The 23589-nt window shown below is 67.6% G+C and carries 28 protein-coding genes and 1 tRNA gene; 15 read left to right on the forward strand and 14 right to left on the reverse strand.

Going from position 1 to position 23589, the window contains the following annotated elements; all coding sequences use genetic code 11:
- Together ACTWQD_RS01135 and ACTWQD_RS01140 are read right to left on the reverse strand one after the other, a co-directional pair.
- Positions 1-480, reverse strand: a complete 480-nt coding sequence (locus ACTWQD_RS01135) for an FHA domain-containing protein FhaB/FipA (protein WP_066432206.1) — start codon at positions 478-480, stop codon at positions 1-3.
- Complete coding sequence (locus ACTWQD_RS01140) at positions 477-1217, reverse strand: FhaA domain-containing protein (protein WP_443194367.1); 741 nt, start codon at positions 1215-1217, stop codon at positions 477-479. The genes ACTWQD_RS01135 and ACTWQD_RS01140 overlap by 4 nt, the downstream gene beginning before the upstream one ends.
- 363 nt (positions 1218-1580) lie before the next feature.
- Here ACTWQD_RS01140 and ACTWQD_RS01145 point away from each other — a divergent pair.
- Positions 1581-1663, forward strand: a tRNA-Leu gene (locus ACTWQD_RS01145).
- A gap of 129 nt (positions 1664-1792) precedes the next feature.
- Here ACTWQD_RS01145 and ACTWQD_RS01150 read toward each other — a convergent pair.
- A complete protein-coding gene (locus ACTWQD_RS01150) occupies positions 1793-2482 on the reverse strand; it encodes a TetR/AcrR family transcriptional regulator (RefSeq protein ID WP_443194368.1) in 690 nt (229 codons plus the stop codon).
- A 189-nt stretch (positions 2483-2671) separates the two neighbouring features.
- On the opposite strand from ACTWQD_RS01150, the gene ACTWQD_RS01155 reads away from it, so the two are divergent.
- From ACTWQD_RS01155 to ACTWQD_RS01170, 4 genes are all read left to right on the forward strand, one after another.
- Positions 2672-4060 carry a flavin monoamine oxidase family protein gene (locus tag ACTWQD_RS01155; protein ID WP_443194896.1) on the forward strand — a complete coding sequence of 463 codons (1389 nt, stop codon included), beginning with the start codon at positions 2672-2674 and terminating at the stop codon, positions 4058-4060.
- Positions 4061-4102: 42 nt separating this feature from the next.
- Positions 4103-5017: a universal stress protein gene (locus ACTWQD_RS01160; protein WP_443194369.1), complete on the forward strand. Its 915-nt coding sequence runs from the start codon at positions 4103-4105 to the stop codon at positions 5015-5017.
- On the forward strand, positions 5014-6537 hold the full coding sequence (locus ACTWQD_RS01165) for an APC family permease (protein ID WP_443194370.1): 1524 nt from the start codon (positions 5014-5016) through the stop codon (positions 6535-6537). The genes ACTWQD_RS01160 and ACTWQD_RS01165 overlap by 4 nt, the downstream gene beginning before the upstream one ends.
- 118 nt (positions 6538-6655) lie before the next feature.
- Positions 6656-7138, forward strand: coding sequence for a pyridoxamine 5'-phosphate oxidase family protein (locus tag ACTWQD_RS01170; protein ID WP_443194371.1), 483 nt, complete (start codon positions 6656-6658; stop codon positions 7136-7138).
- Between the two features lie 5 nt (positions 7139-7143).
- On the opposite strand, the gene ACTWQD_RS01175 is transcribed toward ACTWQD_RS01170, so the two are convergent.
- Positions 7144-7791, reverse strand: a complete 648-nt coding sequence (locus ACTWQD_RS01175; protein ID WP_443194372.1) for an NADPH-dependent F420 reductase — start codon at positions 7789-7791, stop codon at positions 7144-7146.
- A 61-nt stretch (positions 7792-7852) separates the two neighbouring features.
- Positions 7853-8503 (reverse strand): hypothetical protein, encoded by a 651-nt coding sequence (locus tag ACTWQD_RS01180; RefSeq protein ID WP_443194373.1) that lies wholly within the window; start codon positions 8501-8503, stop codon positions 7853-7855.
- Positions 8504-8657: 154 nt separating this feature from the next.
- On the opposite strand from ACTWQD_RS01180, the gene ACTWQD_RS01185 reads away from it, so the two are divergent.
- Entirely contained in the window at positions 8658-9041 is a 384-nt protein-coding gene (locus tag ACTWQD_RS01185) for a VOC family protein (protein ID WP_443194374.1), read from the forward strand.
- Between the two features lie 47 nt (positions 9042-9088).
- On the opposite strand, the gene ACTWQD_RS01190 is transcribed toward ACTWQD_RS01185, so the two are convergent.
- Positions 9089-9493, reverse strand: coding sequence for a DUF5997 family protein (locus ACTWQD_RS01190; RefSeq protein WP_443194375.1), 405 nt, complete (start codon positions 9491-9493; stop codon positions 9089-9091).
- A gap of 102 nt (positions 9494-9595) precedes the next feature.
- Here ACTWQD_RS01190 and ACTWQD_RS01195 point away from each other — a divergent pair, with 102 nt between their 5' ends.
- Positions 9596-10351, forward strand: a complete 756-nt coding sequence (locus ACTWQD_RS01195; RefSeq protein ID WP_443194376.1) for a LysR family substrate-binding domain-containing protein — start codon at positions 9596-9598, stop codon at positions 10349-10351.
- A 19-nt stretch (positions 10352-10370) separates the two neighbouring features.
- Here ACTWQD_RS01195 and ACTWQD_RS01200 read toward each other — a convergent pair whose 3' ends face one another.
- Positions 10371-10721: a hypothetical protein gene (locus ACTWQD_RS01200; protein WP_443194377.1), complete on the reverse strand. Its 351-nt coding sequence runs from the start codon at positions 10719-10721 to the stop codon at positions 10371-10373.
- 135 nt (positions 10722-10856) lie between these two features.
- On the opposite strand from ACTWQD_RS01200, the gene ACTWQD_RS01205 reads away from it, so the two are divergent.
- The 8 genes from ACTWQD_RS01205 (at position 10857) to ACTWQD_RS01240 (ending at position 17134) form a co-directional block, all read left to right on the forward strand.
- A complete protein-coding gene (locus ACTWQD_RS01205; RefSeq protein WP_443194378.1) occupies positions 10857-11159 on the forward strand; it encodes an urease subunit gamma in 303 nt (100 codons plus the stop codon).
- A 9-nt stretch (positions 11160-11168) separates the two neighbouring features.
- Entirely contained in the window at positions 11169-11498 is a 330-nt protein-coding gene (locus ACTWQD_RS01210; RefSeq protein WP_443194379.1) for an urease subunit beta, read from the forward strand.
- A complete protein-coding gene (gene ureC, locus ACTWQD_RS01215; RefSeq protein ID WP_443194380.1) occupies positions 11495-13255 on the forward strand; it encodes an urease subunit alpha in 1761 nt (586 codons plus the stop codon). The genes ACTWQD_RS01210 and ureC overlap by 4 nt, the downstream gene beginning before the upstream one ends.
- Before the next feature lie 17 nt (positions 13256-13272).
- Entirely contained in the window at positions 13273-13755 is a 483-nt protein-coding gene (ureE, locus tag ACTWQD_RS01220) for an urease accessory protein UreE (RefSeq protein ID WP_443194381.1), read from the forward strand.
- Positions 13736-14425 (forward strand): urease accessory protein UreF, encoded by a 690-nt coding sequence (locus ACTWQD_RS01225; protein WP_443194382.1) that lies wholly within the window; start codon positions 13736-13738, stop codon positions 14423-14425. The genes ureE and ACTWQD_RS01225 overlap by 20 nt, the downstream gene beginning before the upstream one ends.
- A gap of 35 nt (positions 14426-14460) precedes the next feature.
- Positions 14461-15078, forward strand: a complete 618-nt coding sequence (gene ureG / locus ACTWQD_RS01230) for an urease accessory protein UreG (RefSeq protein ID WP_443194383.1) — start codon at positions 14461-14463, stop codon at positions 15076-15078.
- 173 nt (positions 15079-15251) lie between these two features.
- Entirely contained in the window at positions 15252-16082 is an 831-nt protein-coding gene (locus ACTWQD_RS01235; RefSeq protein ID WP_443194384.1) for an urease accessory protein UreD, read from the forward strand.
- Complete coding sequence (locus tag ACTWQD_RS01240) at positions 16082-17134, forward strand: HoxN/HupN/NixA family nickel/cobalt transporter (RefSeq protein WP_443194385.1); 1053 nt, start codon at positions 16082-16084, stop codon at positions 17132-17134. Before ACTWQD_RS01235 ends, ACTWQD_RS01240 begins: the two co-directional genes overlap by 1 nt.
- Here ACTWQD_RS01240 and ACTWQD_RS01245 read toward each other — a convergent pair.
- The 7 genes from ACTWQD_RS01245 to ACTWQD_RS01275 all read right to left on the reverse strand — a co-directional run bounded on the left by ACTWQD_RS01245 (position 17131) and on the right by ACTWQD_RS01275 (position 23455).
- Complete coding sequence (locus ACTWQD_RS01245) at positions 17131-18123, reverse strand: DUF4862 family protein (RefSeq protein WP_443194386.1); 993 nt, start codon at positions 18121-18123, stop codon at positions 17131-17133. The two genes, ACTWQD_RS01240 and ACTWQD_RS01245, sit on opposite strands and share 4 nt — an antisense overlap.
- Positions 18120-18908, reverse strand: coding sequence for a fumarylacetoacetate hydrolase family protein (locus tag ACTWQD_RS01250; RefSeq protein WP_443194387.1), 789 nt, complete (start codon positions 18906-18908; stop codon positions 18120-18122). The genes ACTWQD_RS01245 and ACTWQD_RS01250 overlap by 4 nt, the downstream gene beginning before the upstream one ends.
- On the reverse strand, positions 18909-19658 hold the full coding sequence (locus ACTWQD_RS01255; protein WP_443194388.1) for an amino acid ABC transporter ATP-binding protein: 750 nt from the start codon (positions 19656-19658) through the stop codon (positions 18909-18911). It abuts the gene before it with no gap.
- Positions 19655-20356: an amino acid ABC transporter permease gene (locus ACTWQD_RS01260; protein WP_443194389.1), complete on the reverse strand. Its 702-nt coding sequence runs from the start codon at positions 20354-20356 to the stop codon at positions 19655-19657. The genes ACTWQD_RS01255 and ACTWQD_RS01260 overlap by 4 nt, the downstream gene beginning before the upstream one ends.
- Positions 20357-20364: 8 nt before the next feature.
- The gene (locus ACTWQD_RS01265) at positions 20365-21165 is read right to left on the reverse strand and encodes a transporter substrate-binding domain-containing protein (RefSeq protein ID WP_443194390.1); all 801 of its coding nucleotides are present in this window, start codon (positions 21163-21165) and stop codon (positions 20365-20367) included.
- 203 nt (positions 21166-21368) lie between these two features.
- Complete coding sequence (locus ACTWQD_RS01270) at positions 21369-22781, reverse strand: amidase (RefSeq protein WP_443194391.1); 1413 nt, start codon at positions 22779-22781, stop codon at positions 21369-21371.
- On the reverse strand, positions 22778-23455 hold the full coding sequence (locus ACTWQD_RS01275) for a GntR family transcriptional regulator (RefSeq protein ID WP_443194392.1): 678 nt from the start codon (positions 23453-23455) through the stop codon (positions 22778-22780). The genes ACTWQD_RS01270 and ACTWQD_RS01275 overlap by 4 nt, the downstream gene beginning before the upstream one ends.
- Between the last annotated feature and the right edge of the window lie 134 nt (positions 23456-23589).

Below are 23589 nucleotides of genomic sequence, written 5' to 3' on the forward strand. Positions count from 1 at the left end.
CTACGGCCTCAATTCGATGACCGTCTTGCCGATCCTCACGGGGACGCCGAGTTCAACAGGCAGGGCCCTGGTGAGCTGCTGATCGGCCAGATAGGTGCCGTTGGTCGAGCCCAGATCCTCGATGAACCAGCGGCTGCCCTGCGGGAAGAGGCGGGCGTGGCGTCCCGAGGCATAGTCGTCCTCCAGCACCAGGGTGGCTTCCTGGGCGCGGCCAAGGAGGATGGGGCTGGCTGCCAGCGGAATGGTGGTGCCCTTGAGCGGGCCCTCGATGACCACCAGCTGGCGCGGTTGCTGCTTGACGGGGGCCGGGGATTCGGCGAGGGACGGGTTCTTCCGCACCTGCCGGGCCGTGGGGGCGCCGGCTGCGGCCTTGCGGCCGATCATCAGGTCGCGGCGCATGGCCGCCACGATGCTGAAGATGAGCACCCAGAGGAGCAGCAGGAAGCCGAAGCGCAGGGCGGTAATGGTCAGTTCGCTCACTGGCGGCCGCCTGGGCTGGCGGGCAAAAGGCGGTAAATGATCTTGGTCCGTCCCATAGTGATCGTGGAGCCGTCGGTGAGTTCCGAGGCGCCCTCGACCTTGTGGCCGTTGACGTAGCTGCCGTTCGTGGAACCGAGATCGACGGCCTGGGCTGGACCCGGGCCGGTGCGGATTTCCAGGTGGCGGCGGGAAACGCCGGTGTCATCAATGAGGATGTCTGCTTCGGACGAGCGCCCAAGGACGATCGACGGCGCGTTCAGGGAGTACCGCTGGCCGTCGATGTCGAGAACCGGTTGCATCCGGGAGGGTTGGCGCGTCGGCGCGGCAGGCATGCCGGGTGCGGGCTGCGCGGGGCCGGAGGAGGGGGACTTTTCGGTCCGGGACTTGATGTCGAAGTCCCCGGCGCGGCGCTCCTCGTCCCGGCGGAAACTGATCCGGACGGGGCCCTGGAGCGTGTAGCCCTGGCTGCGCACGTGGTTGATCACCACGTCACACAATTCTTCGGCGAGGGGAGTGCCCCATTCCTGCGCCCGCTGGAAGTCGTCATCACTGAGGAGGACGTCGAAGACGTTGGGTGCGAGGGTCCTGCCGGCAGCGATGGTGAGGGCCTTATTGTCCACCTCGCGGCGGAGGTGGCTTGCAATCTCAACCGGCTCAACCTGGGCACGAGAACCGGTGGAGAAGACTCCGCGGACGGCCTTTTCGATGCCGCGCTCGACTTTGTCCAGCAATCCCATGGTCCTTCTCCTTTCGTGACGGCTGCGCAGGCAGCATTCGTTCCGGAACTCGGTTTCCCACATCTGCGGGAGCCCGCCGGTAGCGGGCACTCCTACATCAGATACTACTGGGCGAGTCTGGGAATGGCCTTAATGCGCGTCGTTCCTCCGTGCCGGAAATGTGCGCCGGGGCGGCTCTGACGTGCAGTGACGTCGGGCCGCTCCGGCTGGCGGAGGGGGGTTCCTGCCTGCCTGGTGGGGCGCAGTCCGGAACCGTCCGGAGGGCCGATTAGTGTTTTCCCGCAATCGTCCGTTATGCTTGATCTCGCTGCTTTTACGAGGTTCACGGCCGGATTCCGGACGGGGAAACGTGGAAGAAGTTGCGCGCGAGTGGCGGAACGGCAGACGCGCTGGCTTCAGGTGCCAGTGTCCGAAAGGGCGTGGGGGTTCAAATCCCCCCTCGCGCACGCAAATGAAAGAACCCCGGTCTTCGGATCGGGGTTCTTTCGTTTAACCGGCCCCAACGCGGGGTCACTCCGCGCCCATCCCAGGGGGAATTATGGGCGCGGAGTGACCCCGCGTTGCACTTGGGACGTTTAACCGCGGAGCGCCCCGAAGGCAGCAATCATGGCCTCCAGGCCGAGGTTGAAGGCGACGTCGGCGGGCTTGGCGTAGCCCTCCAGGTCCTGATGCGAGACCGCCGCGGTGAAATTGGGCGTCGACTCCGCCATGCTGCCGGAGTCGAAAATGTCCGCCGGTGCCGTGACGTCGTAGGCGGATCCGAAGATAAAGGACTCCAGCGCCACGATCGCGGAGACGATCCGCCCCTGCGGGAAACCCGCCCGGCTGAACCCGGCGCTGACGGCCTCATACATGGCCAGTGTTTTGGGCGCGTCCGCCACGGGAAGCACAGCGATCACGGTGATCAGCGGGGTGTGCTTGGAGAACACGTCGCGGTAGCTCCACGCCCAGCTGCGCACGGCCCGGTCCCATGGCTCGGCGTCGAAAGCAGAGACATCAACGAAGGACGTCAGATGGTCCTGGACCAGGACCAACACGTCCCGTTTGGACGCGACGTGGTTGTACAGTGCCGACGGCGCCACGTTCAGCGTCCGGGCCAGTGCGGCCATGGTGAACCCCTCGTAGCCGCTCTTGCCGATGAGCTGCAGCGCCGCCGCCGTGATGCCGTCCTGGTCAAGGACGGCTGCCGCCGGCCGGCCCACCCGGCGGCGCGGCCTGGCGTCCTGGCGGTGGGGTTCTGCAGGGGCGCTGGGTAATGCCGGCATTGCAGGGCCTTTCTGCTGTCGCTGTCCTGGGTGCTCCCATTGTGCCCCCACTTTACGGCCACTTTTGCCGGGGAAATTTGTTGCTCCGGGGGTCTTCCCTGATGGCCCGGAAAGGTCTATAGTCAATCCTAAATGAACGGCATTCATTTAGTGGCCAGCATCACCTTGGGCGGTCACGGAGAGGACATCATGCTGGAACTTGACCGCGACGTCGTCATCGTCGGAGCAGGCCCTGCCGGGCTGACCGCCGCCCGCGAACTGAAGAAGGCGGGCCTGAGCGTCGCCGTCCTGGAGGCACGCGATCGCGTCGGCGGCCGGACCTGGACCGACACCGTGGACGGGGCCATGCTGGAGATCGGCGGCCAGTGGGTTTCCCCGGACCAGACCGAACTCCTGGCGCTCCTCGATGAACTTGGCCTCACCACCTACTCCCGCTACCGCGACGGCGAATCCGTCTACATCGGAGCCGACGGCAAGCGCACCCGCTACACGGGCGACACCTTCCCGGTCAGCGAAACCACCAAGGCGGAAATGGACAAGCTCACCGCCCTGCTGGACGCCCTCGCCGCGGAGATCGGCCCCACCGAGCCGTGGGCCCACCCCAAGGCCCGCGAGCTGGACACCATCTCGTTCCACCACTGGCTGCGCCAGAACTCCTCGGATGAGGAGGCATGCAACAACATCGGCCTCTTTATTGCCGGCGGCATGCTGACCAAACCCGCCCACGCCTTCTCCGCCCTGCAGGCGGTGCTGATGGCCGCTTCGGCCGGATCCTTCTCGCACCTGACCGATGAGGACTTCATCCTCGACAAGCGCGTCATCGGCGGTATGCAGCAGGTCTCCCTGCTGCTCGCCGCGGACCTGGGCGACGACGTCGTGCTGGGCAGCCCGGTGCGCACCATCCACTGGGGTGAGGCGTCCGACGGCGGAGGGGTCACCGCCGTCTCGGAGCGCGCCACAGTGACGGCCCGCTACGCCATCATGGCTGTGCCGCCGAACCTGTACTCCCGGGTCTCCTTCAACCCGCCGCTGCCGCGCCGGCAGCACCAGATGCACCAGCACCAGTCCCTTGGCCTGGTCATCAAGGTCCACGCGGTCTACAGCACCCCGTTCTGGCGCGAGGACGGACTCTCCGGAACCTGCTTCGGCGCCGGGGCCCTGGTCCAGGAGGTCTACGACAACACCAACCACGAGGATCCCCGCGGCACCCTGGTCGGCTTCGTCTCGGATGAGAAGGCCGATGCCATGTTCGAACTCAGTGCCGAGGAACGCCGCCGCGCCATCCTCGAATCGATCGCCGAATTCCTGGGGGACAAAGCCCTTGAGCCGGAGGTCTACTACGAGTCGGACTGGGGCTCCGAAGAGTGGACCCGCGGCGCCTACGCCGCCAGCTATGACCTCGGCGGCCTGCACCGCTACGGGAAAGACCAGCTGGCCCCGGTGGGCCCCATCTACTGGTCCTCCTCCGACCTGGCAGCGGAAGGCTACCAGCACGTTGACGGCGCGGTCCGGATGGGGCGCCACACGGCGGCCCAGATCGTCGCGGCGGCAGACCGCACCTCCGTGGCGTCCAACTAGCCACCCACCAACCCGCCCAGCAGCTCAGAAAGGATCGGCCAGATGCGTTACGTAGTGGGGTACTCAGCCAATGCCAGAGGCCATGATGCCGTCAATCTGGCCGTAGCCATGGCACGAGGCCGCGGCGCCAGCCTGGACCTCGTGCTGGTGGTCCCCGAAGTCCAGCAGTTCGGCGCCGCCCACGCGCCCAAGGCCGGTTTCGAGAACCTCCTGAACGAGCAGGCCCGCGCGTGGCTCGACGAGGCCCTCGCCCTCGTTCCCGCCGACGTCCCGGCCGAGGCCCATATCCGCAGCGGCGACTCCGACGCGCAGGCCCTGATCGATGCGGCCGAGGAGTTCGGGGCGGACGTGCTGGTCATCGGGGCAAGCAACACCGGCCTGTTCAAGCGGTTCACCATCGGTTCCGTGGCCAGCGCCCTGCTCCACGCCTCCACGGTTCCCGTGGCGCTGGCACCCCACGGCTACCACCGCAAGGACGCGCTGACCCGGATCAGCTGCGGTCTCGGAACCAGGGCGGGCGCCGAGAAGTTGCTGGATTTCGCCATCGGCATGGCGGCGAACCGGAAAGTCCCGCTGCGGGTGGTGTCCCTGCTCGCCCTCGACGGCGAGAGCGCCGCCGACGCTGCAGAGGCCGCCCGCGAATACGCGGAGAAAACCGTCGGGGCTGCCGCGCCCGTCAACCACGCCGGCGTCGAACTGGTGGCCAAGACGGACGTCGTGGTCGCACAGGGCCGGAGCATCGAAGAAGCCGTGGACGGCCTCGAGTGGGAGGACGGCGAGGTCCTTGTGATCGGCTCCAGCCGCCTCGCTCAGGGCCGGTCCACCTTCCTGGGCAGCACCGCCAACCGGATCCTGCGCGCCCTGCCCGTGCCGATGCTCGTGGTCCCCAGCGGTTACGAACTCAAGCACCAGAACGATACAACCTCGAATGACACCTCCCGAGAGGCACGACAATGAGCACTGAACACGTGGCGGCCAAGACCTCTCACGACACACACGCAGGACTGAGCGCCAAGGGCCTCAAGGCCGGATCGGTGGGCCTGATCGGCGCCGTCGTGATCGGCGTGTCCTGCATTGCCCCCGCCTACACCCTGACCGCCGCCCTGGGCCCCACTGTGTCCGAGGTCGGGGTCCAGCTGCCGGCCATCTTCCTGGTGGGCTTCATCCCGATGCTGCTGGTCGCGTTCGGCTACCGCGAACTGAACAACGCGATGCCCGACGCCGGCACCTCCTTCACCTGGGCCTCGCGGGCGTTCGGCCCCTGGATCGGCTGGATGGGCGGCTGGGGGCTGATCGCGGCGACGATCATTGTGCTTTCCAACCTGGCGGCCGTGGCGGTGGACTTCTTCTACCTCATGCTGGCCCAGCTGTTCGGCAACCCGGAGCTGGCCGACCTGACGCTGAACCTCCCGCTCAACATCGCCACCACGCTGGTGTTCATCGCACTGGCCTGCTGGATCTCCTACCGCGGCATGGAAACCACCAAAGGCGTGCAGTACGTGCTGGTGGCGTTCCAGCTCCTGGTGCTCGGCTGGTTCGCCGTCGCGGCATTCAGCCACGTCGCCAACGGCACGGCATTCGATGCCACCGCAATCACCCCGGAGTGGTTCAACCCGTTTGCGGTCGAATCCTTCTCGGCCTTCGCCGCCGGCGTCTCGCTCTCCATCTTCATCTACTGGGGCTGGGACGTCACGCTGACCATGAACGAGGAAACCCGCAACCCGGAGAAGACCCCGGGCCGCGCCGCCACCGTCACCGTGCTCGTCATCGTGATCATCTACATGACCGTCGCCCTGTCCACCCTGGCGTACGCCGGCGTCGGGCAGGAAGGGCTGGGAGCCGGAAACCCGGAGAACCAGGGCAGCATCTTCGCCGTCCTCGCCGGACCGGTCATGGGACCCTTCGCTATCCTGATGTCCCTCGCGATCCTCAGCAGCTCGGCCGCGTCGCTGCAGTCCACGTTCGTCTCGCCGGCACGGACGCTGCTGGCCATGGGCCACTACAAGGCGCTGCCCTCCAAGTTCGACCGGATCAGCCCCACGTACAAGTCCCCGAGCTACGCCACCATTGCGGCAGCCATCGCCGCCGCCGCGTTCTACGTCATCACCCGGACCACCTCCGAGAACGCCCTGTGGGACACCATCACGGCACTCGGCATGATGATCTGCTTCTACTACGGCATCACCGCCCTGGCCTGCGTCTGGTTCTTCCGGGCCGAGGCATTCAGCGGAGCCCGGGCGTTCTTCTTCAAGTTCCTGTCACCGCTCCTGGGCGGCGTGATCCTGCTGGTGATGTTCTTCAAGACCGCGTACGACTCCATGGACCCGGCGTACGGCTCCGGATCCTCCGTCGGCGGGATCGGCCTGGTGTTCATCCTGGGCATGGGCGTGATCCTGCTGGGCGTGGTGCTCATGCTGGTCATGTACAAGATCCGGCCGGAATTCTTCAGGGGAAAGGTGCTGCCCAAGGGATACTGAGTCCGCGGCGCTGCCCGGAGGGTCCCCCTCCCGCCCGTCATTGGAAAGTAAGTAAACTTACCAATATGCTGGCGGGAGGGGGATCTTCCCCCGTTCGGAACCAGAATGAGGTCGCACCATGTCGGATGCAGAAAACGTCAGCAAAGTAACGGACATCATCAACAGTTCGCACATCGGGATGTTCACCACCGTCAACGAGGACGGTGCCCTGGTCAGCCGGCCGCTGGCCGTCCAGGATGTCAAGGACGACGGCGACATGTGGTTTTTCACGTCCGCCACCACCTCGCAGGTGGCCCAGGTCCGGGCAAACCCCCGCGTAAACGTCTCCTTCGGCAAGGGCACGGAATGGGTGTCCGTGGCGGGTACGGCGGAGGTTGTCACCGACCGGCAGAAGATCCACGAGCTGTGGAACCCCGCGGTGGAAGCCTGGTTCCCGGACGGCCCCGACACTCCGGTGGCCGTGCTCCTGCACGTTGACTCCGACTCCGCCGAATACTGGACCAGCCCCGGCGGGACCGCCGCGACGGTGCTGCAGTGGGTCAAGTCCAAGGTCACGCACAGCCGCATGAGCGTCGGCGAAAGCGGAACCGTGGAGCTCTAGCTGTACTAACCCGGTGGGTTGGTGATTTTCAGCCCGGTGTCCCAGTTGAAGGCGTCATAGGCGGGGTTGACCTGCAGCGCCATCACCAGGAGCTGGAAGCCCTCCAGTTCGCGCGCATGCTTCAGTCCGCCCACCCGCAGCGGCCGCAGCCCGGCGGCCGCTGCGAACGAGGCGACCTTGTTGGCCGCCTCGTCGGAGTCCGAGGCGATAAAGACGTCCAGTTGCATCCCGCCGGCCGCTCCCGCCGCCAGCGTCCCGGCGAACGTGGTGTTGAACGCTTTGACCACGTCGGCCCCGGGGAGCAGCGCGGAGATCTCCTCAGCGGCGGACGAGCCTGGCGGGACGGTCAGGGAGTCATAGGTTTCTGTATCCACCGGGTTGCTGATGTCCACCACGGTCTTTCCACTCAAGGTATCGCCATAGTGTGTGGCGACTTCCCGGGCCGGATCGAAATACAGGGCCAGCACCACAATGTCCCCGTCGGGGACGTCGCCCAGCCCTCCCGAGGTGGCGCCTCCGCCAAGCTCGGCGGCCAAAGCGGCCGCGTGCTCCGCTGAGCGGCTGAGGATCTGGACCGAGCGGCCGGCCGCCAGGGCCCGCATCCCAAGCGCCCGGGCCATATTGCCGCTGCCGATAAAGGTGATGTCGGCCATGGGATTCCTTCCGTAGCTTGCCGTTCTTCTGCCAGCGGGGCCATGGGGCCGGGCGCTGAGCTCAGCCGCGGGCCGGATCCTTCGCCAGGGGTCCGGTGCTGCGGGCCGGAGGGGCCTGCCCTCCGCCGGCGTTGCGATCCGCGCCGGCCGCCCGTTCTGCGTCGGCAAGGGCCTCTTCCAGCCGGGCAACAGACGGGGCGTAGCCGGCGTCGGTTCCGCCGCGGAGCCGCTCGGCGTCCTTCATGGCCCGGATCAGGGCGGCCGTCTCGGGCTGCCGGGCGTCGGTCATGGCCGGGAAGTCGATGGCGTGGGCGGGGTCGAGTTCGTAGCGCTGCCAGCGGGCCAGGGCGGTGCGGTGGCGGGCCTCAGCCTCAGCGTTGCTGGCTGCAATCGTCCGGGCGAGGCGCCGGGCCTCCTGCCGGTGCAGTATCCGCGGGGTGTAGAAATAGGAGGCCACCGCGGCGGCCACCGCCAGGCCGCCGAGCAGCAGGCCGGCCCATGGTGCCGCCAGGGCGGGCAGGATCACGGCCGGAGCCACCACGGCGAGTCCGCCGAAAATGTCCCAGAACACAGCATCCGGCACACCGTCGTCGTCCGCGGCCAGATGTTTCCGGACGAGGTAAACCGAGGCCGCCGCAGCGCTCACGACAAGGGCGGCCAGGGCCGGCAACTGCCACAGCAACATCGGGGCGGACTCAAACAGGGACGGCATGTGGACACCTCCAGGGATCCTGCCCGGGCGGGCGCGGTTCCGCTGATTCCATTGCAGTCCATTGGCGGCAGGCAGTCAATGGCTGGCAGAAGGGCGCGGGAAACGCGGGGAGGCCGGTTCACACCCGGGACGGTCCGGGCGTAGCCTGAAGCCCATGCGACTGAAAATGTGCAGTATCCACGTCAAGGACCCCGCCGCCGCTTTCGAGTTTTACACCGGAATTCTGGGCTTTGAGAGCCTCCTGGCCATGCCGGAGCACAACCTGTATATCGTCAAGGACCCGGCGGGTTCCGGCGGGGGAACGGTGGGTCTCCTCCTGGAGCCCAGCGACAACCCGCTGGGGGCCGCCTATATGAACGGATGCCATGACGCCGGGCTGCCCGCGATCGTGATGGGGGTGCCCGACGTGAGGGCGGAATTCAAGCGGCTTACCGCCAAGGGTGTGATGTTCCAGGGCGAGCCCTCCGACGGTCCCGGCGGCACGACGGCGGTGTTTGACGACGGCTGCGGGAACTTCGTCCAGCTGCACCAGGACTGAGCGGCGCTTCGCGCACGCCCCGAAAGCGGATGGCGCCGGGGAGCCGGCTACTCGGAGGCGGAGCGTGCCTTCTTGGCGTCCTTCTTCGCGGCCTCGTCCTTGACCCGCTGGGCTTCGGCGCGGACAGCGGCGTGGGTGGCGCGCTCGGCGACGAGCCACGCCGGGGGAGCCTGCAGCAGCGCGGTGATTTCCGCCGTCGTCAGCGCTTCCTCAACGCCGCCGCGGGCCAGGCCGCTGATGGAGACGTTCAGCTTCTGCGCCACCACCGGGCGGGGGTGCGGGCCGTTGCGCCGCAGTTCCGCCAGCCACTCCGGCGGGTTGGCCTGGAGCTCGGCGAACTCGGCGCGGGTGATGACCGAATCCTGGAACTCCTGGGGTGTTGCGGGCAGGTAGATGCCGAGCTTCTTGGCAACGGTGGCCGGCTTCATGGACTGGGAGTTCGCAGAGGTCATGCTTCAAGGGTATCCGGCCCCGGGCGGCGGTACTGCACCGCACGGGAGCCGACTCGGGCCCCGGCAGCCGGTCCGTGCGGGACCGGGCGGTACTGTGAACATGTGGCCGCAGCAGAAGAAGCACCCCAGACCCCTGATGAATCCGCCGTCCCGGCCGAAGCGGCCGAGCGGGAGCTGCGGTTCGCCTACGTCGCCGGCGTGACTCCCGGCAAGTGGATCCGGCGCTGGGAAGAGCGGATGCCGGACGTTCCGCTGCGCTCCTTTATGTCCGACGACGGCGCCCAGCTCACCGTGCTGCGCGACGGGTCCGCGGACCTCAGCTTCGTCCGGCTGCCCGTGGAGCGCGACGGCCTGAGCGTCATTCCGCTGTACGAGGAGCAGCCTGTGGTGGTGGCTCCCAAAGGGCATGAGATCGCGGTGTTCGAAGAGGTGGACCTGGCGGACCTCTCCCAGGAGACGTTCCTGGACGTGGCGGAGCTCGGCGGCCCGGCGATGGCCCTGCAGGTGGTGGCCTCCGGCGCTGGGCTGGTGATCCTGCCCATGTCCGTGGCGCGGCACTTCAACGTCAAGGACACCGTGGCGCGGAAGCTCACGGGCGCACCAACGACGGAGATCGCCCTGGCGTGGCCGAGCGATAGTACGGACGAGGTGATCGAGGAGTTCATCGGTATTGTCCGCGGGCGCACCGCGGCCAGCTCCCGGCAGCCATCGGCGCAGCAGGAGAAACCAAAGCGCGCCCCCAAACCGGACCGGCGCGGAACCGGAACTGCCGCCAAGAAGCCCAAGGTGGCGCAGCGCTACGCCCCGAACCCGGACAAGGGCCGCGGCAAGGGATCACGGAAAAAGGGCAAGCGCTAAAGCGCAGTCGGCCCGGCGGCTAGGATGCGCAGGCGTCCTGCAGGGCCTTGACGGACTCGGCCGGGACCTGGTCGCCGGAGTCGGCGATCTGCCGCAGCGGCGTGGTGATTTCCTCGGGAACCCCCGCGGCTGCCGCCCCAGCCACCAGGCCGCCCAGCAGTTCCTTGTCCTGGACACTGACCAGGCCGTCCTCGACGAGGGCGCAGGCCTGCTTCTTGACTTCACTGCCGGCCGCCGTCGCAACCTGGGATGCGCCGTCGCTGACGGCCTTGTTGGCGGCCTCCTCCACCTGGCCGCAACCGGTGAGGGCGACCAGCAGGGCGGCAGCGGAAATGGCGGCACCGTACAGGTGCGTATTGCGAAGTTTCATGCCGCCACCCTAGCAAGCGAGCCTGAACGCCAGCTGACTCCCGGCGGAAACCTGCAGGAAACGTTCCCCGTCTACGCTGGCAAACACCGCGGCGCCGAACGGCGCGTGACCGCCGGCGTTTGAAGGGATCCCGTCATGCATCTGCTGCCCCGTGAGCAGGAAAAGCTCATGATTGTGGTCGCGGCCGACCTCGCCCGCCGCCGCCAGGCGCGCGGGCTGAAGCTGAACTTCCCGGAGGCGGTCGCCGTCATCAGCTACGAGCTGATCGAGGGGGCCCGGGACGGAAAATCCGTGGCAGAACTCATGAGCTACGGCACCACACTCCTGGCCCGCGAAGACGTCATGGAAGGCGTCCCGGAGATGATCCATGACGTGCAGATCGAAGCCACGTTCCCGGACGGCACCAAACTCGTCACCGTCCACAACCCCATCCGATAGGGCAGACACATGATTCCCGGAGAATACATTCTGGCCGCCGAACCCATCCCGGTGAACGCCGGACGCGAGGCGGCCGACGTGGTGGTGACCAACACCGGCGACCGGCCCGTCCAGGTGGGCTCACATTTCCACTTTGCCGAGGCCAACGCCGCGCTGGCGTTCGACCGGCGGGCCGCCTACGGCCGGCGGCTGGATATCCCGGCGGGCACGGCCGCCCGTTTCGAGCCGGGGGACAGCAAGACCGTCCGGCTGATCGAACTGGCCGGCCGCCGCGAGGTGTACGGGCTGAGTAATGCGGTCAACGGAAGGCTTATCCCGACAGAGGGAGTGCGCCGATGAGTTTCGAATTGCCGCGCCGGCAGTATGCCGACCTGTACGGCCCGACGACGGGTGACGCCATCCGCCTTGCCGACACCGACCTTTTCCTTGAGATCGAAAAGGACCTCACCGTCTACGGCGAGGAGGTGGTGTTTGGCGGCGGCAAGGTGATCCGCGACGGCATGGGCCAGAACGGCCAGGTGACACGGGACGGTGACGGCACCGGGGAGGCCGTTCCGGACACCGTGATCACCAACGTCGTGGTGCTCGACTACACCGGGATCTACAAGGCCGACGTCGCGCTCCGGGACGGCCACATCTCCCGGATCGGCAAGGCCGGCAACCCGCAGATCACCGACGGTGTGGACATCGTGATCGGAGCGAGCACCGAGATCATCGCCGGCGAGCGGAAGATCCTCACCGCCGGGGGCGTGGACTCCCACATCCATTTCATCTCCCCGGACCAGGTTCCCGCCGCCCTGTGCAGCGGGGTGACCACCATGGTGGGCGGCGGCACCGGCCCCGCCGAGGGCACCAAGGCCACCACTGTCACCCCCGGCCCGTGGCACATCCAGCGGATGCTGCAGGCGGCCGAGGGGCTTCCGATCAACATCGGCCTGTTCGGCAAGGGGCACGCCTCCGCCGTCGAGCCCCTCGCCGAGCAGATCCGCGCCGGCGCGATCGGGCTGAAAGTCCATGAGGACTGGGGTTCCACCACCTCCTCCATCGACACGTCGCTGAAAGTCGCGGACCGCTTCGACGTCCAGGTGGCCATCCACACCGACACCCTGAACGAGTGCGGCTTCGTGGAGGACACCATCCGGGCCATCGACGGGCGCGTGATCCACACCTTCCACACCGAGGGTGCCGGCGGCGGGCACGCACCCGACATCATCAAAATCGCCGGGCTGCCCAACGTCCTGCCGGCCTCCACCAACCCCACACTGCCGTACACCCGCAACACCATTGAAGAGCACCTGGACATGCTGATGGTCTGCCACCACCTCAACCCGGACATCCCGGAGGACGTGGCCTTCGCGGACTCGCGCATCCGCGCCGAGACCATCGCCGCCGAGGATGTGCTGCAGGACCTGGGCATTTTCGCGATCACGTCCTCGGACTCGCAGGCCATGGGCCGGGTGGGCGAGGTGGTGATCCGCACGTGGCAGGTGGCGGACAAGATGAAGAAGCAGCGCGGAGTGCTCAAGGATCCGAACGGGGGCGTCCACGGCGCCGCCTCCGGCCTGGGGGCGGAGAGCGACAACTTCCGGCTGAAACGGTACGTGGCAAAGTACACCATCAACCCGGCCATCGCGCAGGGCATGGCGGACTCCATCGGGTCGGTGGAAGCCGGAAAATTCGCGGACCTGGTGCTCTGGGACCCGGCATTCTTCGGCGTGAAGCCGGACCTGGTGCTCAAGGGCGGGCAGATCGCCTACGCACTGATGGGGGACGCCAACGCCTCCATCCCCACCCCGCAGCCGCGCACCATGCGGCCCATGTTTGCCGCGTACGGCAAGGCCCTGCAGAAGTCCTCCATCACCTTCCTGTCCCAGGCCGCCATCGACGCCGGGGTTCCCGCGGAACTCGGACTGGAGAAGGTCATCCGGCCGGTGTCCGGCATCCGGGACCTCACCAAGTCCGACCTGAAGCACAACGACGCCACCCCGGACATCGACGTCGACCCCGAAACCTACCGGGTGACGGTGGACGGCGAGGAGGTCACGTGCGAACCGTCGGACGTGCTGCCCATGGCGCAGCGCTACTTCCTTTTCTAGGCCCCGAGGAGACACGAATGATCATCGAGAAGGTGCTCGGCAACACCCACGAGCTTCCGTCCGGGCCTGACCCGTACGCCGGCCTGCACCGGGAAAAGGTGGTGCTGCCCAGCTCCCAGCTGGTCAAACGCATCCAGCGCGTCACCACGGACCACGGCAAGGATCTCGGCATCCGGCTCTCGTCCGGGGCCGGGGACCTGCGCGACGGCGACATCCTGCACATAGCGGAGGACAACATGATCGTGGTGTCGGTGCTGCCCACGGATGTCCTGGTGATCGCGCCGCGGTCCATCCATGAGATGGGCGTGGTGGCCCACTCCCTGGGCAACCGGCACCTGCAGGCCCAGTTTTTCGACGCCGCCTCGGAGTACCGGGCCGAGGTGATGGTCTGTCAGTACGACCACACCGTGGAGGACTACCTGAAACACGCCGGGGCGCCCTACCAACGCCAGGAACGCGTCATGCCCGTCCCCTTCCGCCATGCCGAACACAGCCACTAGCGCCACCTCCCGGCAGCTCGCCCTCCAGCAGCTCTGCGACTCTGCGCTGCCCACCGGGGCGTTTGCGCACTCGCTGGGGTTCGAGAGCTACATCGACCGGGGGCTGGTCCATGACGAGGAGACATTCGGGGTGTGGCTGGCCGCTTTCATCGCGCAGCAGCTCACCTACTCGGACGCCCTGGCCATCCGGCTCCTGTACGAGGGCGCCCCCGTGGCCGAGCTCGATGCGCTGCTCACCGCCCAGCTGCTGCCCCGGCAGTTGCGTGAGGCCAGCACCAAAATGGGCGCCCGGCTGCTCGAGATCGGCACCGAGATCTTTCCCTCCGCCGACCTGGCTGACTACCGGTCGCTGGTGGGGTCGGGCCGCGCCGCAGGGCACCAGCCCCTGGCGTTCGCCGTCGTCGCGCGTTCCCTCGCAGTCCCGCTGCCCGAGGCCCTCGCCGCCTACCTGTTCGCCACGGCCACGTCGCTGACTCAGAACGCCGTGCGGGCGATCCCCCTCGGGCAAAACGCCGGCCAACGGCTGCTCCGCGCGGCGGCCCGCGACGTGGCGGCTGCTACCCTGCGCGCCGGCGGCCTGGACTGGTCCGACTTCGGCGCCATCAGCCCCGGACTGGAGATTTCACAGATGCGGCACGAACGCCAGCGTGCCCGCATGTTCATGAGCTAAACCGACCCGCAACGGAAATATGTCTGGAGAAGAATATGTCTGAACCCGTCAAAATCGGCATCGGCGGCCCGGTGGGGGCCGGCAAGACCCAGCTCGTGGAGCGCCTCACCCGGCATATGAGCCGCGAGATCTCCATGGCCGCCATCACCAACGACATCTACACCATCGAGGACGCCAAGATCCTGGCGGCCAACGGCATCCTCCCGGTCGACCGGATCATCGGCGTGGAAACGGGCGGGTGCCCGCACACCGCCATCCGTGAGGACACGTCCATGAACACCGCCGCCATCGCGGAGCTCACCCGGCGGCACCCGGACCTGCAGGTGATCTTCGTGGAATCCGGCGGCGACAACCTCTCCGCCACGTTCAGTCCGGAGCTGGTGGATTTCTCCATCTACATCATCGACGTGGCCCAGGGCGAGAAGATCCCGCGCAAAGCCGGCCAGGGCATGATCAAGTCCGACCTTTTCGTCATCAACAAGACCGACCTCGCACCCCACGTCGGCGCGGACCTGGCCGTCATGGAGCGGGATTCCAAGGAATTCCGCGGCGCGAAGCCGTTCTGCTTCACCAACCTCAAGACCGACGAGGGGCTGGAGCACGTCATCGACTGGGTGCGGCGCGACGTCCTGATGCTCGACCTGGCGCCGTGAGCACTCTCGGGCTGAGTCCGGCGGCTTCGCCGGATTTGGGGCCGTGCCCGTCCCCAGCCGCTCCCAACTCTCGCAAGCTCGAGTCGGGGCCCTCGCGGCAGTGGGCCCCCCGCGGTGCCCGCCACGCCGCGGCCCCAAAATCCGGCCTCGCCGCCTCAGCGGATAAGTCACCAATGGGGGAGCTCGAACTCGTTATCGCTGAGCGTGACGGGAAGTCCGTGGCTTCGCACCAGTTTCATCAGGGTGCCTTGCGGGTTCTGCGGCCGCATTACCTCGATGATTCCGGGCAGGTTTGTTATGTGGTGGTCAACCCCGGTGGGGCGTATCTGGGGGCTGATCTCTATGTCGTGGATGTGGAGGTGGCGGCGGGGGCAAAGCTGCTGCTGACCACCCAGTCGGCCACCAAGATTTACCGGACGCCGGGCTCATTCGCCGAGCAGCGGATGCGGCTGCGGCTGGGGGAGGGCGCGCAGCTGGAGCTGGCACCGGACCAGCTGATCGCCTACCGGGAGGCCAGTTACCGGCAAAACACCCACATCACGGTGCATCCGACGTCGAGCCTGGTCATCTCCGAGGTGATCACTCCCGGCTGGTCGCCCGACGGCGCCTCCTTCCGGTACGAGGAGCTGCGTCTCCGCACCGAAATCCACGTCGAGTCGGAGGAGCGCAGCGGGCTGCTGGCCCTCGACAACCTTCTGATCCGGCCCCCGCAGCACGACGTCACCGGCCTGGGGTTCATGGAGGGCTTCAGCCACGTGGGATCCCTGATCGCGGTGGACCGGCGCGTTGACCAGGCCCTTGCGGATGACCTGCACTCTGTTGCCTCAGGGCACGATGCCTACACAGGAGTCTCATTGACTGCCACAGTGGACGGCATCAGCGGATTGGTGCTCCGGGCCCTGTCGAACAGCACCGAAGAGCTCAACAGGCTGCTGGGCGCCTGCAATGCCCTGCTGCGTCAGCGGTGGCACGGCACGGCGCCCCTGGACCTAAGGAAATATTGATGACCACGTTGACCGGCGTCGCAGCCCTGTACCAGCGCCGGGAGCAGCTCCCGCTGCGGACGCGGCTTGTTGCCACCTTCGGTGCCGTGGCAGCGCTGCACGCCGCCGCCGTCGGGCTCCTCCTGACCGGCCACGTGACGGGCGGCGAGCCGCTGGCGCTTGGCCTGGTGCTGACCGCTTATGCGGCCGGCATCAAACACAGCTACGACTGGGACCACCTCGCCGCGATCGACAATTCGACCCGGAAGTTCGTGGCCCAGCGGGAGGACCCCGTGAGCGTCGGCTTCGCCTTCAGCCTGGGCCACAGCTCCGTGGTGATCCTCGCGGGCGTCCTCCTGGTGGGCGGCGCTGCGGTGGTGGGCCAGTTCATGGAGGACGGCACGTCCGGCAACCTGGTGCTGGGGCTCATTGGCAGCGGCGTTTCGGGGGTTTTCCTGCTGGCTCTGGGGCTGTTCAACGGGTCCGCCTTCATCCGGGCGGCGAGGGCATTCCGGAGCGTGCGGGCCGGCGGCGACGTGCGCGCCGAGGATCTCGAGGCCCAGGGACTCATGGCCCGCCTGCTGGCGAAGCCCCTGGCCCGGGTCCGGCGGCCGCGCAACATCTATGTCATCGGGTTCCTGTTCGGCCTGGGCTTCGATACCGCCACCACCATCGGGCTACTGGTGATGGCGACGGCGGCGTCCATGGCTGGAGTGTCCCCGCTGGCGCTCCTGGCGCTGCCGCTGGCCTTCACTGCCGCCATGACACTGTGCGACACCGCCAACGGGGTTGCCATGATGCGGATGTACCACTCGGCGCTGCACAACCCCCAGAAACGGCTGGGATTCAACGCGGCGGTCACGGGCATCTCCGCCGTCTCGGCCCTCTTCATTTCCATCATCACCCTGGGCGGGTTCTGTAACGCGGCCTTCGGCCTCGAGGATCCCGTCACCGCATGGCTGGGCGGGATCGACCTGGGCGAAGCCGGACTGCTGCTGGTGGTGTGTCTGCTGGCCGTCTGGGGAGCCGCCGCGGTGCGCTGGCGCCGGCACCCTGCTCCCGTGCGGAATTAGCTCCAGCCGGCGGCCCTGGCGGCGTCGAGCGAAGCCGCTACCACGGCAGCCCGTTCCCGCCAGCCCGTGCCTGAAGGGGCAGAGACTTTCAGCCCGCGGTAGGGCGGGGCGCCCGAGGTCGGGGGTCCGGGGTGCTGCAGCGCGGCGTCGAACTCGCGGATCCGCTCCGCGGTGAGCAGGGACAAGGGTTCCACCGACGCCGGCGGCAGGTGGACGTCATCCCAGGCTGCCCCGAAGGCCGTGGCCGCGGGTGCGCAGCCGGACAGGATTCCGCCGGCCAGCACGCCGGCGTCGAACGCCAGCCTCGCATGCCGCACCGGCGCAGTGGTGCAGCGCTCCTCGATCACCGAGCGGGCCCAGTTCACGGCGATCCCGGTACCCGCCCCGGCGGCCAGCGTTGCGGCAATCTCCTCTTCCAGCCGAAGGAAGCCCTTGACGCTGGAGCCGCGGCCGCCCGCCGCGTCGCAGTGTTCCAGGACGGGCCTGGCGCCGTCCCAGCGGTAGCCCGCCAGTTCAGCCAGGGACGCGCGGAGCGCCCCGGCGTCGGCCCCGCGACCGCGGGCGTCCGGGCGGGGCGAACTGAAGATGTGGACGGCGGTCACGGCCTGCCGCCCGGCGGCGTCGTTCAGCTGCCGGACCGCATCGGCGGCCCGGCGGGCGTTCCGCAGGGCCGTTTTCCTGCCGCCCGGATCGGTAGACGCGAGCCCGACGGCGGGGTTCCGCGCCATGCTGTCCATGGCGTCCGGGATGGTGGTGAGGATGAACTGCAGGCCGCGTGGGAGGTGCGGCACCGAGGTCAGGAAGCCTGCGCTGTCGTGGCGGTGCAGGCCCCCGCCGTAGAAGGGGACCTCCAGCCCGCCCACGCCCGGGAGGGCGCAGACGGCCGCGAGATATGCGGCCTCAGCGGCAGGATGATGGGAGTCGAGAGCGGGGGCGGCGTTGTAGGCGCTCAGGACGACGCCGGACGGCGGCCCCGGGATCCCGGTCAACGTGGCCGGCGCGCCGGGCGGGACGTGACGGGATTCGTGAGGACCCCGACGCCGGGAATCTCCACGGAGACGGTGTCGCCCGGGCGCAGTTCCAGGCCGGATTCGTCGGCCGCGAAGGGGGTGCCAGTGAGGATGACGTCGCCGGGGTACAGCGTCATGAACCGGGAGCAGAACACCACGAGCTCGACCACCGAAAACACCATGTCCGCGGTGGGCGCATCCTGGACCGCCACGTCGTTGATCCGCGTGATAATCCGCAGGTTTTGCACGTCTGGCAGCTCGTCGAGGGTGACGAGGTCCGGTCCCAGCGGGCAGAAGGAATCCAGGCTTTTGCCCCGCGTTGACTGGATGTCCGCGGCCTGGAGGTCCCGGGCGGAGACGTCATTGGCCACGGTCACCCCGGCGACGGCGGAGAGGGCCTCGTCCGGGTTGGCCGCGTCCTTGAGCGTCCGTCCGATGACTACCGCCAGTTCGCCCTCCGCCACCACGGTGCCGGAAAGGTCCGGGTCCAGCACAATGTCCTGGCCGGCGGCGGCGAGGCTACCCGGAAACTTGCCGAACACCAGCGGAATCCGGTCCCGGGACCGCCGGTCCGGGGCGGTGCCTCCGGCGGTCCCGGGCCAGAAGTTTTCCCCGATGCCGATCAGCTGGCCCGGCAGCTGCACACCCGGGAGGGCGTCGCAGTTCAGGAACGGCCGGGCGTCCCGGCGCGGGGGCCCGCCCGGCTGCCCGCTGGCAGCGGCACCGGCCGCCGTCGTCGTCAGTGAGAGAGGGTAGCGGGCCATTCAGTGGCTCAAATGGGAGGCGTAGACGCGGAGCCGGGGGTGCTGGAAGACCTCTTCCGGCGGCCCTTCCGCGACGATCCCGCCGTGTTCCATGAAGATCACCCGGTCCGCCACTTCCCGGGCGAACTTCATTTCGTGCGTCACGATCACCATGGTCATGCCGCTGCGGGCCAGTGTTGCCATGATGTCCAGGACCTCGTTTACCAGCTCCGGGTCCAAGGCCGACGTCGGCTCGTCGAAGAGGATGGCCTTGGGGTCCATCATGAGGGCCCGGCAGATAGCGACACGCTGCTGCTGCCCGCCGGAGAGGTCGGCCGGGTAGGCGTCGGCCTTGTCTTCCAGCCCCACGGAGCGGAGCTTCTCCAGGGCGCGGGGCTCGGCGTCGGCCCTCTTCTGGCGCTTCGAAATGACCGGACCTTCCAGCAGGTTCTCCAGCACCGTCCGATGAGGCCAGAGGTTGAACTGCTGGAACACCATGGAGATTTCCCGCCGCAGCCAGGTCAGCCGGAACTGGTCCAGCACGCCCAGCTTCCCGCGCGCGTTGGGGGTGTAGAACACCTGCCGGCCGTCCACGTGGATCCGCCCGGCATCGGGAACTTCCAGCATGTTGATGCACCGCAGCAGGGTGCTTTTGCCGGCGCCGCTGGGGCCGATGATGGCCACCACCTCACCCGGCAAGATGCGCAGGTCAACGTTTTTGAGCACTTCCTTGGAACCGTAGCTCTTGGTCAATCCGGTGATGCTGATCATGCCATGCTCCCTACAGCCTCGCGCAGTGATTTGGTGGTGCCCATCTTGCGGCCGGTCTTCTTCTCGATGACGATCTGCAGGGCCATGAGCAGGCTGGTCATCACCAAGTACATCGCGGCGACGACGCCCAGCGTTTCCATCACGTTGTAGGTGGAGTTGTACGCCTTCTGGCCCTGGAGCATCAGGTCCGGCACCGTGATGACCGAGATCTGTGCGGATTCCTTGAGCATGATGATGCAGTTGTTGATGTACGGCGGCGTCATCAGTCGGATCCCCTCGGGGCCGGTGACACGCAGGAATTTCTGGAGCGGGTTCATGCCGACGGAATCCGCGGCCTCGAGGTGCCCGGTGTTGACCGACTTGAGCCCGGCCCTGATGATTTCCGAGAAGAACGACGCCGAGTTCAGGCTCATGGCGATCAGGCCCGCCGTGAACGCGTCCAGGGTCAGTCCGAACGGCTTGGTGTAGTAGAAGAAGAACAGCGACAACATCAGCGGCAGTCCGCGGAAAAACCAGACGTAGGCTGCGGCGAAGATCCGCAGGCCCCGGATCCGGGAGAGCCGCATGGTGGCGATCACGTAACCGAGGACCGTGGCGCAGACGATCGCTGCGGCCACGATTCCGAGGGTGGTGAGGGCGCCGTTCAGGAAGATCGGGAAGTATTCGGCGGCAACAGCGCCGGGCTCAGGGACATTCATGGTGCTGGTTACTCCGCCGGGATTTCGACGCTGAAGCCGAACCATTTCTGGTTCAGCTTCTCCAGGGTTCCGTCCGCCTTCAGCTCGGCGATGATTTTGTCCACCTTGGGCTTCATCTCGGTGTCGTTCTTCGGCAGGCCGACGCCGGCGGGCTTAGTTCCGTAGACATCCCCGACTATCTTCAGCTCGGAGGCCGTGGGCGAGTTCTTCATGAAGTTTTCCGCCGCGATGCGGCCGGTGGCGAAGACATCAATGCGTCCGGCGGCAACGTCGGAGAAGCCTTCCGGTGCGCCTGGGTAGGCCTTCAGCTCGCTGAAGCCGCCGATCCCCTTAACGTCGGTCTCGGTGCCGGAGCCGCCGATTGCGCCGACTTTGAGTCCGTCGAGCTGGCTCACGTCCTGGACAGTGGAGTTGTTCTTGGCGACGACAGCGACGGCGCCGTCTGCGAGGTACGGGGTGGAGAACGTGATGGACTGCTTGCGCGGCTCGGTCATGGTGAGGCCGGACATCACCGCATCGAACTTGCCGCTGTTGAGGCCCGGAAGCAGTCCCGACAGCTGGCCCTCAACGAACTCCGCCTCCATGCCCAGCTTCTCCGCGATCAGTGTCCCTACCTCGATATCGAAGCCGGTCAGCTTGCCGCTTTCGGAAAACGTGATGGGACGGAAAGTACCGCTGGTGGCGATGGTGAACTTTTCCTTGGCCGTGGAGTCCGCGGCGGCGCTGGTGCTTGCGGAGCAGCCTGTGGCGGACAGGGCCAGTGCGGCCAACGCTGCGATCAGGGCGGCCTTGCTCTTGGGTGAAAACATGCGGTGCGTCCCACTTTCAGTGATCTCGGTGCCAGTGATGATGGCCTGACGAGTAAGACGCTATGGCTCCCGTGTGTCCGGAAACTGCCTGCTTCGTTTCCGGTGTGTAAATTATGAAGTCTGTAGACAGTATTACGAGCCGGAGTACCGTGACCAGGGTTGAACGGCGCGCAAAGCTCGCGGTCCGGGCTCAGCGGGGCCTGTCAGAGCCCGAGAGTTTCCAGCTCTGCCGCGAAGTCCAGTGCCGCCAGCTCGCCTCCGGGGGAGGCCACGACTTGCACCGACAGCGGCCAGCCTTCCGCGGACAGAGCTACCGGCAGCGACACGGCGGGGCAGCCGGTAAGGGTGACGGCCCGGCAGTGGCCCATGATTTCCCAGCCCTCCACGGTCCGGCCGTCGATCTCCAGCAGCCCGTCCGGGTCGGAGGCCGGCCCGCCGGCGACGGGCAGCAGGACGACGTCGAAGGCCGCGATGTTCCCGACGGCGGCGGCCTGGGCGGCCCTCGCGTCGCGCCAGGCCCGCTGCACCTCCTCCTGCGGCGCCGCAAAGGATGCCCTGATGGTCCGCAGGTTGGCCGCGGTGACTTGGTCTTCACGGCCCGCCACTGCAGCGGCGTGGTCGACCATCGGGTCGACGGCGCGCAGGGTGTTGTAGGTGGGTAGGCAGTCGGCGAACAGGTCCGGGCTGTGGTGCACGGCGTGCCCCGCGGCGGCCAGCAGGCCCGCCAGCCGTTCCATGAGGTCCGTTACCTCCCGGCGCACCGGCCCGAGAGCGGAGCCGTCGGTCCAGGCGATGCGGAGCCCGCCGGTGCCGGGATAAGCGGCGGCTGTGCCGGCGTCGGAGCCTCCGGACATGACCAGGTAAGCCGTCCGGAGGTCCCGCACGGAGCGTGCCATCGGACCGATGGTCTGGAACTCGCCCTGCATTCCGGTTCCGGACGCAGGTATTGACCCGTTCGCGCCAAGGTCTCCGCCCGCGCCCGGCACCTGACCATCGCCGGATACTGTCCCCAGCCCGGGGCGCAGGGCCGTAATGCCGACGCATTGTGCGGGCCAGCGCACCGATCCGCCAAAGTCCGTGCCAACGCCGAGTGCGGAGATGCCGGCGGCCAGGGAGGCCGCTTCACCGCCGCTGGATCCGCCCGGCGTGGCGCCGGAGAAGCGCGGATTGGCCGTCCGGCCGAGGACGGGGCTGTCGCATGTCATGCCAAAGGCAAACTCGGGGCAGTTCGTTTTGCCGAGCAGCACGGCATCAGCGTCGAGCAGCCGCTGCACCGCGGGTGCCGTTGTGGTGGCCATCGTTCCGGCAAACGCCGCACTGGCGGCCGTGACCGGAAGGCCGGCGACGGCAATCACGTCCTTGACGCTGAAGGGGACGCCGGCCAGGGGACCGAGCAATTCACCCGCGCCACGGCGGCGGTCAAGCTCCGCTGCGGCGCGCTCCGCGGCGTCCCAGTCCTCCGTGATGAAGGCGTTGAGCGAGGCTGCGCCGGCGGAGGCGGCCCGGGCCTCGGCCATAACGTCGGCGGCCGTGCGGGTGCCAGCGCGCACGGCGTCGGCGATGGCGGTGGCATCGGCAAGGCCAGCGTTCAGGGCTGCCAGGAGCGGCCGCGTCATGCCCCGGTCACCTCGGCGCTGTTGCCTGCTACGGCGTTCCGGTCCAGGTAGTCCCGCTCGCCGTGTTCGGCGAATTCGCGCCGGATCCTGTCGGCGTCGCCGCTGCGCAAGCACTCCAGCAGCGCAGCGTGCCGGTCGCAACCTTTGCCCAGATCGCCCTTGGTGCGCGCCTCGCTGCGCACGTTGGCCGCCATGCTGAGTTGCATCTGCAGCATCAGGGTCCGGTACGCGTCGGTCAGCCGCCCATGCCCGGCCGCCTCCACAATGCCGGTGTGGAAAAGAACGTTGGCCCGGACCACTCCGGCGCTGTCCCCGCGTTTTGCGGCCGCGCGCATGGCGGCCATGATCGGGTCCAGGGCGTCGAACGCGCCAGGGTCCCGCCGGGCAAGCAGCAGGTCGAGGGCAAACATCTCCAGGGCACGGCGCAGCGAATAGATCTCCTCAACGTCGGCGTCGGTCATGGACACTACCCGGTAGCCGCGGCGCGGGGTCTGCTCCAGGAGGCGCTCGCTTTCGAGGACGCGCAGTGCCTCGCGCAGCGGCGGGCGGGAGATGCCCAGACGCTCGGCGAGGGGAGGTTCGTTCAACTTGTCGCCAGGGCCCAGCTCTCCGCTGACGATCAGCCTCCGGATCTCATTTGCGGCGAGTGAGACGAGGCTTTCCTGCTGGATCATCGTTAAAGACTACTGTCTACACATTGCCCGGAGGGCGGTTCCCGCTGGAATTAACCCAAGGTTTACACGTTTCGTCTTTTTGTAAAACTGTCTACAGTATTCTTAGTTCATTGCCGACCGTCCGGAGGAGACCT

The organism is Pseudarthrobacter sp. 1C304, from assembly GCF_052245515.1.
Lineage (GTDB): Bacteria > Actinomycetota > Actinomycetes > Actinomycetales > Micrococcaceae > Arthrobacter.